The following is a 14,359-nucleotide window of genomic DNA, read 5'->3' as shown; positions in this document are numbered from 1 at the left end:
ATCAGTGGGCGACGGGGCCGTAATTCCCTTTCGAAGCGTCGCCGCGGTCAGACTTCCCGAAGTCCGAGGCTGTATTCGAGCGCGGTGCCGACCTCGGCGAGGCGCTCGTCCGGTATCGAACCGATCACCTCGGTGATCCGCTCATCGATGGAGACAGTTCGAAGTTGGCTGCAAAGAACGACCGAGTCTTCGCGGAGCGCGCACTCGTCTGCGGACACGAGTACTTCGAACGGATAGCGCTGGTTGCCGTACGACGTGGTGAACGGAGCGACGATCGTCGTCGGCGCATTTTCGTTCCCCACGTCGTTTTGCACCACGAGGCACGGACGCGTCCCCCGCTGTTCGGATCCTCGCGTTGGATCGAGTTCGACAATTGCGATGTCTCCACGACGAACGTGTAGCCCCGACATCTACCAGTCGGGTGCGTCACCGAGGTAGTCGTCGGCCTCCCGGGAGACGTGTGCCATCTCATCGGCGACGTCACGGGCGCGTTCGGCACTCGCCCGATACCCCTCCGCGAGTTCTGCACGGGTGACCGGCTTCTCGATGACGACGCGGCCGTCGTCTTCTTCGACGATCACTTTGTCGCCGCCCTCGATACCCAACCGTTCCCTGATGTCCTTCGGGAGGGTGACCTGACCGCGCTCACCGACTGTCCGGTGTTCGCCACTCGACATGCGTATTCATATCGTATTCATACTCATAGGGGTTCCGGTCGGTTGTCATTCGGAACAGCCGGGAGTCAATCGACAGTGCCCGGCCTGTCTTCGGCCGGCGCAGGTCCTGTTCGGAGTCCGCTGGCCGCATCGGCACTGTTCATCGTCACGACGCGCTGGGGGAACGGGATCTCGATGTCCTCGCCGCGGAACGCCTGATAGACGGCCTTGTTCAGCCGGTGGGTCGCGCGACCGCGCAGGACGGGCGCGGGGATCCAGCAGAGCAGTTCCACGTCGAGGGCCGACTCGCCGAACCCGCGGAACCGGACGCGCGGTTCGGGCTCGTCCAGCACCACGTCCTCGGCGGCCGCGACCGAGCGGAGCGTCTCCTCGACGTGGTCGGCGTCGCTGCCGTAGGCGACCCCGACGGAGATCCGGACGCGGCGCTCGCGCTCGGGGGAAGACTCGTTGGTGATCGTCGCGGTGTTGAGTACGGAGTTCGGGACGGTCACGAGCAGGTCGTCGCGCGTCCGCAGGACGGTCGAGCGGATGGAGATGTCCTCGACGCGGCCGCGCTCGCCGGATTCGAGGACGACGAAGTCGCCCACCTTGTAGGTCTCGTCGGCGTACAGCGCGATCGAACCGAAGAGGTTGGCGATGGTGTCCCGCGCGGCGAGGCCGACGACGATACCGAGCACGCCCGCCGACGCCAGCAGCGGCGTGACGTCGACCCGCCAGTACCAGAGGACGAGGAACGCCGAAGCGCCCAGCAGGAAGGCGGTCCAGACGTTCTGGAAGATGGGGGCCATCTGGTTGCCGACCGCGTCGTCGCTGGTCAGCTCGGCCGAGACGCCCCGGCCCATCCGCGCGAGCTGGATCGCCCAGACGACGGTGACCAGCGTCTGCATCCCCGCTTTCGAGGGGTCGATCCACGCGGGAACGTCGACGAGGAGCCGTATCCCGAGGTAGCTCCCGACGAGGACCACCGTGACGTACACTGCGGGGTGGACGCTGCGGAATATCACGGCGTCCACGTCACCGGGGATCCGCCGGGTGAGCCGCTTGATCGCGACGTCGCCGCCGACCCGGATGAGCCACGCAGAGAGCACCGACGTGCCGACCACGACGAGGAGGCCCTGCCAGCGCGGGAGGGCGAGCACCGCCGCCCAGAGCTCGGCAGAGAGGTCCGTTTGCATTACGTATAGTAGCCGAGTAGCGACGATAAACGTGCCGTCTACTCGCGTCCACCGGTCGACGAGCGGTCGGCGATTCTGGTCGCACGCGCGCTCGGCGAGATCCGAATACCCTTTACCGCGGACCGTCCCCCTCCCACCTATGGATACGCAGGCGACGCTGCTGGCGCTGCTGGTCGGCCTCGTGCAGGGCGTGCTGGAGTGGCTACCGGTGTCCAGCGAGGGCGGCGTCGCGCTCGTCGTCGCGCTCGCGACGGGGGAGACGGCGTTCGACGCCACGCAGTTCGCGCTCTTTCTCCACGTCGGAACGTCCGTCGCCGCGCTCGCGTTCTACCGCGACGACGTGTTCGACCTCGCCGCGGACGTCCCCGCCTGGCGCCCCCGCGACGCGTTCGCCGCAGACCGCGCCGACCTGACGTTCTACGGCATCGCGACGCTCGTCTCGGGCGTCGTCGGTATCTCGATCTACGCCGCGCTCTCGGAGGTCGGGTCGGAACTCGCCGGCGGCGCGTTCGTCGCCGCTATCGGCGTGCTGCTGGTCGGAACCGGACTCGTCCAGCGCGCGGCCGACCGCTGGGGTCTCGGCGAGCGCGACACGCCCGACGCCGTCGACGCGGTCGTGGTCGGCCTCTGTCAGGGCCTCGCGCTCCTCCCGGGCGTCTCCCGGTCCGGGACGACCGTCAGCGCGCTCCTGCTCCGCGGCCACGAGGGCGAGCGCGCGCTGCAACTGTCCTTCCTCCTCTCTATCCCCGCCTCGCTGGGCGCGGGCCTGCTCGTCGTCCTCGACGACGGCGTGCCGACCATCCCCGTCCCGCAGGCGGTGCTCGCGCTGGGGGTCAGTGCGGTCGTCGGCTACGTCACCGTGGGCGCGCTCGTCGCGCTCGTCCGCCGCGTCGCCTTCTGGGGCGTCTGCGTCGGGTTCGGCGCGCTCGCGATCCTCGGTGGCGGACTGCTCGTCGCCGCCGAAAACGGATTGATAGCGTTCGCGTAGAGCGGGCGACGCCGTTCGCGTCGGGCGCCGCCCCGGGGCGTGTGGAGGGCCGAAACGGAAGTCAGGGGTCGTTAGTTTGTCCGCGTCAGTTCGTCCGCGTCAGTGGTCGCTCGATTCGCTCGCGTCACTTCGCCGACGGTCGGTGTTCGACGGCCAGCCGCTCGTCGACCCGCCGCGAGAGCGGGACCGTGACGAGCCGTCGCGCTCGGACGGCGAGCGCGACCACCGCGAGGCCGACGACGAGCGCGGGCTGTGCGACGAGCGCGACCAGCCCGACCGTCGCCAGCACCGCGGCCAGGCCTACCGCCAGGACCCGGCCGAGACCGTGGGACGCGAGGGGAGCCGATACCGCAGCCGAACCGCGTGATAGCTGTCTCATCTCTATCTAGTCGTAGGGCCCACCGCCCCATAAGCATAATCTGAAATACATTTCTGTAGGGCGAGATACTGAAACGCAGTCCGGTTAGCGAGATGACGGGATTCGTGTGGTGTGTCGTCGACAGTCGGCCGCGAACCGCTCGCCGCGCGCCGTTCCCGGGCTCGCCCAGACGAATTTATATACGTCCGGCCGTCAACGTCCCATAGTCACGGCATGGGCGGGGACGAAACCAAACTCGTGGACACCTCCGGCGACTACACGTTCGTCGTCCGGGACGGCCAGCCGGTCGAAGAGCTGCGCTGGCGCTCCTCGCGGCTGGTCCTCACCAGCGAGCGCCTCGTCCTCGCGGACACCGACGGGAACAAGTCGTTCCCGCACAGCGCGCTCGAACTCGTCGACGACGCCGACAGCGTCGTCCCCGAGGGGTTCCCCGCCGAAGGGGCGACCGCACTCCGCGCCGGCGACCACGTCCTCCTCGTCGACGCGCCCGACGTGGGGGCGTTCGATCGCGAGTACTGCCGCGCCGCGCTCGACACCGAGGTCATCCTGGTCAAACACCCCGCCGTCGTGGGCGGGGTCGTCCAGGACACCGAGTGGTCGAAGGCCCGCTTCCGATTCGCCGACGACGAGGTCAAACTCGCGCTCCCCGGCGGCCAGACGACCTCGTTCGCGGTCGACGACGTGGGCACCGTCGAGACGGCCAGCCAGGCAGTCATGGGGACTCAGCGCCGGGTCGTCCAGCTCGAACACACCGACGACGAGGGCCGCAGCGTCGAGACGCACTTCTCCGGGACCGAGGCCCACTGCCGCGCGCTCGCCCACCTCTTCGAGGCGGTCGTCTCGGACCGCCAGAGCGAGGAGTACGAACTCACCGACGTCGAGAACCAGGTCCTGATGGCGCTGTACTCCGGCGTCTCTCCCTTCGAGATGGCCGATTTCGTCGGTATCAGCGTCGACGAGGTCGAGGAGATCTACCAGAAGCTCCTGGAGATGGACGCCGTCGACGAAGTCCGCGTGCGTACCGAGGTGTCGCTCAACGCTCACGGGCGCAACCTCGCGAGCGAAGCGATGAGCGAACAATAACAGACAGCCGATAGTCCACGTTACACTTCGACGATATCGACGTTCAGCAGTTCACGAATCGGCTGTTTGTCGAAATCGTTTTTATTCGCTGTTACCAGCGTCGCGCCGTATTCTCTCGCTGTCGCAGCGATGAGCAAGTCGGCGAGATCCAAACTGGTGTCTGCCGTTGCGAGCCTCGCTTGGAGGTTCGCCGCTTCCATCGCAACGTCAGTGTTCAGATCTGCAATTCCGTCCACTGATTGTTCTGCGTTGAGCCGATGTGTTTGGATCGTACTGTGGGAGTCGTATCGTTTGAGATATTCGAACAGAACCATCGCCGGGAGAATCCACGCATCGCCAGCGTGGTCTGCGAGGTATTGGTCGACGGAGGGGTACGACCTTTCGGATGCATAGCGGCTAAAAATATCGTTATCTAGGCAGATCATTGCTGCCGGTCCGAACGGTCCTTCAGCGATTCGTTCAGATCTTTACGAGCGCGGGCCATGTCCTCGACGACGCCGTCGTCAGCGAATCCACCCCGTTCCTCGATGTCCTTCTCTGTCGTTGCCAGTCGGGCGAGCAGCTCGTCGTACGTCTCGTCTTCCCGTTTCACCAGTTCCAGCTTCCGTTTCGTCTCGTTCGAGATTCGAATTGACGAGCTCATGGTGTATTCGGTGTATTCGAGATGGGGAATAGTAGGTGTTTCGCCGCGTTCAGCGGTACAGCACACTCACTCGTCGTCGACGCTGACGCAGCTGCCGGCCTCGGCCGACCGGTAGATCGCGTCCATGACGCGCTGGACGGTCAGCGCGCGCTCGACCGTGTTCCCCTCGGGCGGCTCGCCGCTGGCGACCGCTTCGAGGAAGCGCTCGTCGCTGCCCGTCCAGCCGGTGTTGTCGAGCGAGCCGTCGGTCAGTTCGGACTCCATGACGTGGTCGGTGCCCTGGCGGCCCGATTCGATCAGCGACAGTTCCTCGCCGCCGAGGTCGAGGCGCGCGCCGGCGTCGGTCCCGCGGACGACGAACTCCTGGGTCTCGGTCTGGTTGGCGGCCCAGGCGACTTCCAGGGAGATCGTCCGGTCGTCCGCACACCGGATCATCGCCGTCGCGGAGTCCTCGACGTCGAAGACGGCCTCCTCGGTGGCGTCGTACCAGTCGCCGGGGTCGGCGTAGTCATCGCGAGCCCCGAACTCGGTGCGGGTGACCGCGAACACCTCCTCGACGGGCGGGAAGTCCATCAGGTACAGCGCGAAGTCGATGGCGTGGACGCCGATGTCGACGACCGCGCCGCCGCCCGACAACTCCTCGTTGGTGAACCACGACCCGACCCCGGGGATGCCCCGCGAACGGACGTAGTTGGCCTGGACGTGGGTGATATCACCGAAACGCCCGTCATCCCGGTAGCCGCGGAACACCTCGGCGGCGGTCGAGATCCGGTTGTGGAAGTTCACCGCGCAGAAGCCGTCGGCCTCGCGGGCGGCCGCGGCGATGCGTTCGGCGGCCGCAAGGCCGTCGGCGAGGGGTTTCTCGCAGAGCACGTCGTAGCCGCGTTCGAGCGCGCCGACGACGGCCTCCTCGTGGAAGGCGTTCGGCGTCGACACGACGACCGCGTCGAGCGGTTCCGAATCGTACATCGCCGCGGCGTCCTCGTAGGTGCTCGCGTCGTACGACCGGGCGAACTCGTCGCGGCTGTCTGCGACGACGTCCGTCCCGGCGATCACCTCGTGACCGAGGTCGACCGCGTTCGTCGCGTGCGTCTGTCCCATGAAGCCGAGTCCGACGACGCCGAGGCGTACCGGGTCGAGTCCGTCGCTCATACGGATCCACTCGCCTCGACGGAGGATGAGTCCTTTGGAGCCGGAAGCCGCCGTCGGCTCCCGGCGGAGTCGCCCGATTTCGGCGACCGATAATCGGCCCGCAACTCCTATTGGTGCCGACGGGGTAGCCCCGACAGCGCGACCGATCCCCGAGAATGAGCAACTCAGAGAAGAAAGTGACCGACGTGCAGGGCCGGTACATGCAGGCCGTCGCAGACGGGTACGAGCGCGACGACGCGACCTGGGAGTCGTGTCGGATCGTCCTGACGACGGAGCGTCTGGTCCTCATCTCCGAGGGGAAGCTGACGATCCCCCTCGGCGACGTCGACGAGATCGGCGTCCGCGCCGACGTCAACCAGCACGCCGCCGGCGTGGCGAGCTACCTCGGGCTCTCCGTCGGCGAGGACGTCGTCCTCGTCTCCGCGGCCGAACACGACGAGTTCGAGACGGACTTCTACCACGCCTGTCTCAACGGCGAGATCCTCTACGTCGACCACCCGGCCGTCGAGGGCGGCGTCGTCCAGGGCACCGACTGGACGAAAGCCCGCATCCGCATCACCGACGAGGACGTCCGGCTGGCGCTCGCCAACGGCGAGCGGGTCGTCATCGAGCGCGACGATATCGGCGAGGTCGAAACGGACGAACGCCAGGCGGCTGGCGAGGAGCGGCGCATCATCGAGGTCGAACACAGCGAGGGCGAGATCAGCGTCGAGACCCACGTCACCGGCGACGCGTACGACCTCTCGGTCCTCCGGCAGGTGCTCGAAGAGGGCGTCGAGCGCAACCGCGCGGACATCGACCTGGGACCGGTCGAGAAGCAGGTCGTCATGGCCCTGCACTCCGGCGTCTCGCCGTTCGAGATCCCCGAGTTCGTCGGGAGCGAGGTCGCGGAGATCGAGGAGATATTCGACCGGCTCATCGAACTCGACGTCATCGAAGTCGTCCGCGAGCGCACCGAGGTCGAGATGACCGCCCGCGGGCGCTCCGTCGCCGGCGACACGATGGGCGAGCAGTGACCGAGGGATCGACCGGGCAGTAGCGTTTTGTGTGAGCGCTCCCGACGTACGTGTGTATGTCGAAAACAGATTCGGACGATAGCGACCCCGAAATCGACCGGATCAACCTCCGGATCGCTCGGTCGTTTCTCGACGTAGTCGACGAGACGTGGCGCGAACGCGGATTCAATAGCCGGAGCGAGTTCATCCGCTACGCGCTTCGCGATTCCGTGAACCATCCCGAAGGCGCGGGCGTCTGGAAAGATCTGGCGATCAGCGAGGCGCAATTCGACGAGGGGGAGGGGGTTTCGAGCGACGAGATGCGGGAGAAGTATGGGACAGACGCCGAGTGACGACGCGTGGGACTGGAAGTTCTCCCCGCGCGGAGAGTCGCAGTTCGCACAGCTAGACGCGGCCACCCAGGAGCGGATCATGGACAAGCTCGACGAGGTGGTCGCGTCCGAGTGGCGCGAACCGAGCGAGTTTCTCGAACCGCTGACGGGCTCACCCTATCAGAAACTTCGCGTCGGTGGCTACCGAGTGGGCTGTCGACTGCACCGCGAGACGAAGACGCTCCGCGTCGAGAGCGTCCGAAAACGAGAGGGCGCGTACAAGGGCGACGACTGACCGGGTCTCGCTGAGCGGTCTCTTCTGTTGTCGTCGGTCCGGTTGTTCGTCATCTCCGATCTCTCATTCGTACTGTATGGCCATCGAACCGGCTGCGCTGCGTGAGCGATGGGGACGTGTCTTTGTCGCTATTTAGCGCTCCATAGTCCACACGTGTCAGATCTCGGCGCCAGAAAGTTGAAAGTGGCTCGCCGAGAGTATCTGGTATGAGCATCGACACCGCGGTGGTCCTCGCGGCCGGTGAGGGGACGCGCTTGCGTCCGCTGACCCGCAACCGGCCCAAACCGATGTTGCCGGCGGCCAACCGGCCGATCCTGGAGTACGTCTTCGACGCGCTGGTCGCGGCCGACGTGCGCCAGATCGTCGTCGTGGTGGGGTACAAGCGCGACCGCGTGCGCGACCACTTCGGCCCGACGTACAAGGGGGTCGACCTGACGTACGTCACCCAGCACAAGCAACTCGGCAGCGGGCACGCCCTCCTGCAGGCCCGCGAGGCCGTCGACGGGCCGACGCTCGCGGTCAACGGCGACCGCGTCATCGACGCGAACATCGTCCGCGACGTGGCCCGCGAGTTCGAGCGGAGCGGCGAACCGACGATGGCCGTTCTCGAACGGCCGGAGACGAGCCAGTACGGCGCGGTCGTCCTCCACGAGGGCGACGTGTCCCAGCTCGTCGAGAAGCCCGACACTGACGAGTACCGGCTCATCAACGCCGGCGTCTACGCCTTCGAACAGTCGGTGTTCGAGGCCATCGACGAGACCGACCGCTCGGACGGTGAACTCGCCCTGACTGACACCATCGGACGGCTGATGGACGACGGCCGCGTCCGCGGGGTCCGCACCGAGGGGATGTGGGTCGACGCGACCTACCCCTGGGACCTCCTCACTGTGGCCGACGAGGTGCTCGCGCGCGGCCACGTCGACGAACCCGCGCGCGGCGACGGCGTCTGGGTCGACCCGGCCGCGAACGTCCACGACGCGGCGATCGTCGAGGGGCCGGTCGTCGTCGGCCCCGACTGCGAGGTCGGGCCCGGCACCGTCGTCGGGCCGAACGCGGCGCTCGGGCAGAACGTGACCGTCGGCTCGAACGCGACGGTCCGCAACTCGGTGCTCGACACCGACACCCGCGTCGAGTCGGGATCGACGCTCATCGACGCCGTGACCGGGCAGGACGTGACGCTCGGCGCCGGGACGGTCGTCCCGGGCGGTCCGGCCGACGTGCGCGTCGACCGGACGGTGTTCGAGGACCAGCGCCTCGGCGCCGTCATCGCCGACCGCGTGACCGCCGAGGGCGACGCGAGCTTCGCCCCGGGCACGCTCGTCGGCCCGCGCGCCCAAATCGGGACGAGCGTCCGCGCGAGCGGGACTATCCGAGAGGGCGCGGAGGTGGTGCGATGAGCCGACCCCGAATCGACCGTCTCAGGGAGGTGCTACGATAATGTGTGGAATCATCGGCTGTGTCGGCCGTGACGACGAGACGCTCGACGTGCTCGTCCACGGCCTCTCGAAACTGGAGTATCGCGGCTACGACTCGGCGGGCGTCGCCCTCTCGGGCGAGCGCGTCGACGTCTGCAAGAAATCCGGGAAGATCGAGGACCTGCGCGAGGCCCTCGAATCGCGGACCCTGGGCGGCGCCGCCGGGGTCGGTCACACCCGCTGGAGCACCCACGGGCCGCCGACTGACGAGAACGCCCATCCCCATCTCGACTGCAACGGCGACGTCGCGGTCGTCCACAACGGCATCATCGAGAACTATCAGGAACTGCGGGACGAACTCGTCACCGCGGGCCACACGTTCAAGAGCGACACCGACACCGAGGTCGTCCCCCACCTCGTCGAGGACGCGCTCGCCGACGGGCTGGACAACGAGGCCGCCGTCCGCCGGGCCATCGCGCGACTGGAGGGGAGCTACGCCGTCGCCGTCGTCGTCTCCGGTGACGACACCATCTACGCGGCGCGCAACGACTCGCCGCTCGTGCTCGGGCTGGACGACGACGCCTACTACCTCGCGAGCGACGTGCCCGCGTTCCGGGATTTCACCGACCGCGTGATCTACCTCGCCGACGGCGAGTTCGCGACGCTCAGCGCGGAGGGGTGGCGGGTCTCCGACGTCGACGGCGACGAGGTCGACAAGGACGTCGACACGGTCGACTGGGACCCCGAGGAGACCGGCAAGAGCGGCTACGACCACTTCATGCTCAAGGAGATCCACGAGCAGCCGCGCGCCATCCGGCAGTGTCTCCGCGGTCGCGTCGACGAGCTCTCCGGCGAGGTCGACATCGGCGACCTGGGCGACCTCTCGCCGACGGGCGTCCAGTTCGTCGCCTGCGGGACGAGCTACCACGCCGCGCTCTACGGCGCGCAGCTGCTGCGCGACGCCGGGATCCCCGCCCAGACGTTCCTCGCCAGCGAGTACGCGACCGCGCCGCCGCCCATCGGCGACGCGCTCGTCGTCGGCGTCACCCAGAGCGGCGAGACCGCGGACACCCTCTCGGCGCTCCGCGAGGCGCGCAAGCGCGGCGCCCGAACGATGGCCGTGACCAACACGGTCGGCTCGACGGCCGCCCGCGAGTGCGACCACGCGCTGTACATCCGCGCCGGCCCGGAGATCGGCGTCGCCGCCTCGAAGACGTTCGCCTCGCAACTCGCCGCGTTGAACCTCTTCTCGCTCGGCACGACCCGAATCGACGGCGCTCGGGAGATCATCGGCGCACTCCGGGACCTGCCCAGCAACATCCAGGCGATCCTCGACGACTCGAACGCCGAGTCGGTCGCCGACACCTACGTCGACAGCGACGCGTACTTCTTCATCGGCCGCGGCCACCAGTACCCGGTCGCGCTCGAAGGCGCGTTGAAGATGAAGGAGATCACCTACAAGCACGCCGAGGGCTTCGCCGCCGGCGAACTCAAGCACGGGCCGCTCGCGCTCGTGACCGAGGACACGCCCGTCTTTGCCGTCGTCACCGGCGACGGCGAGATGGCGCGCAAGACCATCGGGAACGTGAAAGAGGTGGAGGCCCGCGACGCGCCCGTCGTCGCCGTCACCGACGGCCAGTCGGACGTCGAGCGCTACGCCGACGAGGTGCTGGAGGTGCCGGAAACGCATCCGCAGGCCGCGGCCGTGCTCGCGAACGTGCAGTTGCAGCTGGTGTCGTACTACGTCGCGGACAAGCTCGGCCGGTCGATCGACAAGCCGCGCAACCTGGCCAAGAGCGTCACGGTGGAGTGAGGCCGTCGCGGCCAGATCTAGTCTCTGCTTTCGGTAATCTGGCTGGACTACTGTTTCTCGGGTGGTTCAGGCGGCTCCGGCGGTTCTAATAGCGCCACGAGCAGTTCATACGTACGTGAGTCGGTCACCTCGTCCCACGACACCTGAATTCGCGTCCCCGCCAGTGCGGCGCTCGCCGCGAGGAGTCCAAATCCGACGGTCCGACCGCCAGGCGAACCGAGTGCAACAGTCACCGCGAGACCGACGATGATCGCCGCAAGAGCGGCGACGCTGACGGCCTGGATCGGTCGGGCGAGGAGTGCCCCGTGGATGTCCTCGAATAGCTCGCCGGACTTAGCCTGTCCCCAACCGCGCGAGAGGACGGCGAACATGCGGTCGAGAATCCCGAGTATCGGGCCGACGACGTACGTCTCCCGCAGGTCTATCACGACCATATCCGGGTCGGGTTCGGCCGTGAGCCAGTTGTAGAGCCAGGAGGAACGGGCCGCGCGTGCGCTCCACGCGACTCCGTCAGCGAGGTGGCTACCCGCAGCGACCGCTCTGAGGCGTTCGACCGCGCCGCGAGCCTGTCGAGTGGTCGTCGCGGCAGTGAACGCAGCACGAAGCCGTCGCCGGCCTACTGAAAGAATCTGCGCGATGTGGGAGTTTTGGACGCTCATTCGGCGTCGAGGTCGACGACCTCGGCCTTGATGGTCGTCGTCCCGAGGTCGAGGACGAGCGTGTTCCCTTCTTGCATGGTCTGGCCCTTGAAGCGGACTCCGGTGTCTACCTCTCGAACTCGCAGCTGGACGGTCAACGTGACGTCTTTATTGACCGGATGCTCTCGCTCGTAGATGTTGCCACTCTCACTTTCGAGGGTGACACTCGCTGGCTCCACCGAGACGTTCGTCACCCGAGCGACGGTCCGCCCAGCTGCTGTCTCCGTCATGCCGACCTCGACGCTGTTGGCCTTCGTCGGGGTGACGTTTTGCATCTCGAGTTTGACGGTCCGTTCGGCCGCCTCCCCGGGCTGTGTCGCCGTTCCGGTACGGACGATCTGACCGCGGAACTCGTAGCTGTCCGTTCGGAACGGGAGCCAGGTTCCCTCCCGGATCGTCCGGTTTGAGCCGAATTGCGGGCGGTCACCGAGCGTGAGCGCTTGGACCGAGAGCCCGACATACACCCGATTGCGGTCGGGGTCGTCCGTCCCGTATGCAGCGACGCTCTCGACGGCGGCAATCGACCCGCCGGCCACGCGGTACTCGTCGCCCTTCTCGATCTGACGTGCCACGCTCTCGTCGACGACGTTGGTGACGAGCACGTCCTCGCTCGTTCGGGTCAGGTTCCCACCGGTCCGCTCTATCTCGCCGGTGAACTGGTACCCGGCGACGGGGAGGACGAGTTCTTGCCCCGATTCGATGCGGGTATTGGCGAACTCGGCAGAGCCGCCGTTACCGTAGGCCCGGAGGTCGACGGAGAGGAAGAGGGACCGTTGCCCGGAACGGTTGGCGTCGTACACTGCGACGTCGGTGATCGAAGCGACGGTCTGGTTCGCGATCCGCGTTCGAGTACCGGCTTCAGCGTCGTGGGCAACGTCGTTCGGGACCGTACCGCGGAGGATGACGGTCCGGTCCTGCGTCGGGAGGTCGGTCCTGTTTCCGACACCCTGGATCGTTCCGTTGACGACGTACTCGTCGGTTTCGAACCTGAGGGTGCGGCCGAGCCGCAACGGCTGACCGCCGTACGTGAACGCGTTCTCGGTCTCGGTCCCTTCGACCTCGACGCGGGCGAGCGCTTGCGGGTCGGACTCCCCGGGGGTGAAGTACGTGTCGGTGATCGTCATGTTCCCCGGTTCGTTCTCGAGGCTCGCCGTGTCGCCGGCGTCCAACTGTTCGAGTACGTACTCCGGCTGTGAGCCGAGATCCAGCGTGACGTGGCGGGTTCCCTCCTCGCCAGGATCGCTTCCGGTGACCAGCGCGATTCCAGCGGCGGCGACCGCGAGGACCAGGAGGACGGCCAGCGCATCGACGACGTTGATCGTTCCGAATATCCGGCCGTCCTCGTCGATGATCGCCATTGCTGATTCAGGACAGCGTCAGTGCGAATAAAGTGGTTTCGTTTGGTCTTCCGGTCGACCGGCCCTCGTACCGCGGCCCGGGTCGTGACCTCCAGACGGGGAACCGCGCTCTCGGACGAGGAGACGACAAGATATTTATACGAGCGTAGTTACTCACTATCTGAGTAACTCATGACGATCCTCGTCACCGGCGCCGATGGGTACATCGGCTGGCCGACCGCCCTGCGTATCGCGAACCGAACGGACGACCGCGTGCTGCTCGTCGACAACTTCGCCCGCCGCGAGTGGGTCGAAGAGGTCGGCTCGAAGAGCGCGACGCCCGTCGCGGGCATCGACCAGCGCATCGAGGCCGCCGAGGACGTGTTCGGGCTGGGCAACCTCTCGTTCGTCGAGGGCGACCTCGTCGAGAAGTCGTTCGTCGACGAGCTGCTGGCCGTCCACGAGCCCGACGTGGTGGTCCACGCGGCCGCCCAGCCCTCCGCGCCGTACTCCCAGATCAACGGCGAGCGGGCCAACTACACCCAGCACAACAACATGCAGGCGACGCGGAACCTGCTGTGGGGACTGGACGAACACGACCTAAACGACACCCACTTCATCGAGACGACGACGACGGGTGTCTACGGCGCGCCCGAGTTCCCGATCCCCGAGGGCGGCGCGGTCATGGAGAACGACGGCGAACGGGACGAGGTCCCGTTCCCGGCGATGGCGGGCAGCTGGTACCACCTCACCAAGAGTCACGACGCCGCGAACATGCGGTTGGCCCACCAGCAGTTCGACATCCCCATCTCGGACGTGCGGACGGCGATCACGTACGGCACCGAGACCGCGGAGACCCGCGAGGACGACCGCCTGAAGACCCGATTCGACTTCGACTACTACTTCGGGACGGTCGCGCACCGCTTCGCCGCACAGGCCGTCGCGGGCTACCCCGTCACCGTCTACGGCAAGGGCGAGCAGCGCAAACCGTTCATCTCGCTGGAGGACGCCGTCGAGGGCCTCGCCAACCTCGCTCTGCAGGACCACGAGGAGCGCCCCGACGACCTAACCGTCTACAACCAGGTCACCCGGGCCATCTCCATCGTCGAGATCGCCGAGACCATCGCCGACGTGGGCGACGACTTCGACCTCGACGTGGCCGTCGAGCACTTCGAGAACCCGCGCGACGAGGACGAGACCCACAAGATGGAGATCGAGAACGACAACTACGCCGCGCTCATCGGCGAGCAGGCCCAGGACTTCGAGGGCGGCGTCGCGGACATCTTCGAGACGCTGACCCGCTACGCAGACACCATCCAGGCCCACGAGGACCGCTTCCTTCCGGGCGTCCTCGACGACTGGGACGACGAGGAGTAA

The 14,359-nt window shown here is 67.1% G+C and carries 17 protein-coding genes; 8 read left to right on the top strand and 9 right to left on the bottom strand.

Going from position 1 to position 14,359, the window contains the following annotated elements; translation table 11 throughout:
* Positions 1-47 precede the first annotated feature (47 nt).
* The 3 genes from PSC72_RS10965 to PSC72_RS10955 all read right to left on the bottom strand — a co-directional run bounded on the left by PSC72_RS10965 (position 48) and on the right by PSC72_RS10955 (position 1,852).
* Positions 48-410, bottom strand: coding sequence for a type II toxin-antitoxin system PemK/MazF family toxin (locus PSC72_RS10965; protein ID WP_274325911.1), 363 nt, complete (start codon positions 408-410; stop codon positions 48-50).
* Complete coding sequence (locus tag PSC72_RS10960) at positions 411-677, bottom strand: AbrB/MazE/SpoVT family DNA-binding domain-containing protein (protein ID WP_274325910.1); 267 nt, start codon at positions 675-677, stop codon at positions 411-413.
* Between the two features lie 65 nt (positions 678-742).
* Positions 743-1,852: a mechanosensitive ion channel family protein gene (locus PSC72_RS10955; protein ID WP_274325909.1), complete on the bottom strand. Its 1,110-nt coding sequence runs from the start codon at positions 1,850-1,852 to the stop codon at positions 743-745.
* Positions 1,853-1,991: 139 nt separating this feature from the next.
* Between PSC72_RS10955 and PSC72_RS10950 the strand changes: the two genes are divergently transcribed.
* Complete coding sequence (locus tag PSC72_RS10950) at positions 1,992-2,840, top strand: undecaprenyl-diphosphate phosphatase (RefSeq protein WP_274325908.1); 849 nt, start codon at positions 1,992-1,994, stop codon at positions 2,838-2,840.
* Positions 2,841-2,964: 124 nt separating this feature from the next.
* Here PSC72_RS10950 and PSC72_RS10945 read toward each other — a convergent pair whose 3' ends face one another.
* Positions 2,965-3,219 carry a hypothetical protein gene (locus PSC72_RS10945; RefSeq protein ID WP_274325907.1) on the bottom strand — a complete coding sequence of 85 codons (255 nt, stop codon included), beginning with the start codon at positions 3,217-3,219 and terminating at the stop codon, positions 2,965-2,967.
* Positions 3,220-3,432: 213 nt separating this feature from the next.
* Between PSC72_RS10945 and PSC72_RS10940 the strand changes: the two genes are divergently transcribed.
* The gene (locus tag PSC72_RS10940; protein ID WP_274325906.1) at positions 3,433-4,302 is read left to right on the top strand and encodes a CheF family chemotaxis protein; all 870 of its coding nucleotides are present in this window, start codon (positions 3,433-3,435) and stop codon (positions 4,300-4,302) included.
* Between the two features lie 20 nt (positions 4,303-4,322).
* Here the strand turns inward: PSC72_RS10940 and PSC72_RS10935 are convergent, their stop codons facing one another.
* From PSC72_RS10935 to PSC72_RS10925, 3 genes are all read right to left on the bottom strand, one after another.
* On the bottom strand, positions 4,323-4,727 hold the full coding sequence (locus PSC72_RS10935) for a type II toxin-antitoxin system VapC family toxin (protein WP_274325905.1): 405 nt from the start codon (positions 4,725-4,727) through the stop codon (positions 4,323-4,325).
* Complete coding sequence (locus tag PSC72_RS10930; RefSeq protein ID WP_328518189.1) at positions 4,724-4,894, bottom strand: hypothetical protein; 171 nt, start codon at positions 4,892-4,894, stop codon at positions 4,724-4,726. The genes PSC72_RS10935 and PSC72_RS10930 overlap by 4 nt, the downstream gene beginning before the upstream one ends.
* A gap of 117 nt (positions 4,895-5,011) precedes the next feature.
* On the bottom strand, positions 5,012-6,097 hold the full coding sequence (locus PSC72_RS10925; protein WP_274325903.1) for a Gfo/Idh/MocA family protein: 1,086 nt from the start codon (positions 6,095-6,097) through the stop codon (positions 5,012-5,014).
* 155 nt (positions 6,098-6,252) lie between these two features.
* Here PSC72_RS10925 and PSC72_RS10920 point away from each other — a divergent pair, with 155 nt between their 5' ends.
* The 5 genes from PSC72_RS10920 (at position 6,253) to glmS (ending at position 10,947) form a co-directional block, all read left to right on the top strand.
* On the top strand, positions 6,253-7,113 hold the full coding sequence (locus tag PSC72_RS10920; protein WP_274325902.1) for a CheF family chemotaxis protein: 861 nt from the start codon (positions 6,253-6,255) through the stop codon (positions 7,111-7,113).
* A 56-nt stretch (positions 7,114-7,169) separates the two neighbouring features.
* A complete protein-coding gene (locus PSC72_RS10915) occupies positions 7,170-7,445 on the top strand; it encodes a ribbon-helix-helix domain-containing protein (RefSeq protein ID WP_274325901.1) in 276 nt (91 codons plus the stop codon).
* Positions 7,426-7,719: a type II toxin-antitoxin system RelE family toxin gene (locus PSC72_RS10910; RefSeq protein ID WP_274325900.1), complete on the top strand. Its 294-nt coding sequence runs from the start codon at positions 7,426-7,428 to the stop codon at positions 7,717-7,719. Before PSC72_RS10915 ends, PSC72_RS10910 begins: the two co-directional genes overlap by 20 nt.
* 206 nt (positions 7,720-7,925) lie before the next feature.
* Positions 7,926-9,116: a bifunctional sugar-1-phosphate nucleotidylyltransferase/acetyltransferase gene (gene glmU, locus PSC72_RS10905; RefSeq protein WP_274325899.1), complete on the top strand. Its 1,191-nt coding sequence runs from the start codon at positions 7,926-7,928 to the stop codon at positions 9,114-9,116.
* 40 nt (positions 9,117-9,156) lie between these two features.
* On the top strand, positions 9,157-10,947 hold the full coding sequence (glmS, locus tag PSC72_RS10900) for a glutamine--fructose-6-phosphate transaminase (isomerizing) (protein WP_274325898.1): 1,791 nt from the start codon (positions 9,157-9,159) through the stop codon (positions 10,945-10,947).
* 47 nt (positions 10,948-10,994) lie between these two features.
* On the opposite strand, the gene PSC72_RS10895 is transcribed toward glmS, so the two are convergent.
* Positions 10,995-11,606, bottom strand: a complete 612-nt coding sequence (locus PSC72_RS10895) for a hypothetical protein (RefSeq protein ID WP_274325897.1) — start codon at positions 11,604-11,606, stop codon at positions 10,995-10,997.
* On the bottom strand, positions 11,603-13,003 hold the full coding sequence (locus PSC72_RS10890) for a DUF4330 family protein (protein ID WP_274325896.1): 1,401 nt from the start codon (positions 13,001-13,003) through the stop codon (positions 11,603-11,605). The genes PSC72_RS10895 and PSC72_RS10890 overlap by 4 nt, the downstream gene beginning before the upstream one ends.
* A 171-nt stretch (positions 13,004-13,174) precedes the next feature.
* Between PSC72_RS10890 and PSC72_RS10885 the strand changes: the two genes are divergently transcribed.
* On the top strand, positions 13,175-14,359 hold the full coding sequence (locus PSC72_RS10885; protein ID WP_274325895.1) for an NAD-dependent epimerase/dehydratase family protein: 1,185 nt from the start codon (positions 13,175-13,177) through the stop codon (positions 14,357-14,359).

This window comes from Halosimplex aquaticum, assembly GCF_028747785.1.
Taxonomy (GTDB): domain Archaea; phylum Halobacteriota; class Halobacteria; order Halobacteriales; family Haloarculaceae; genus Halosimplex; species Halosimplex aquaticum.
This window is presented reverse-complemented; position numbering and strand designations above follow the sequence as displayed.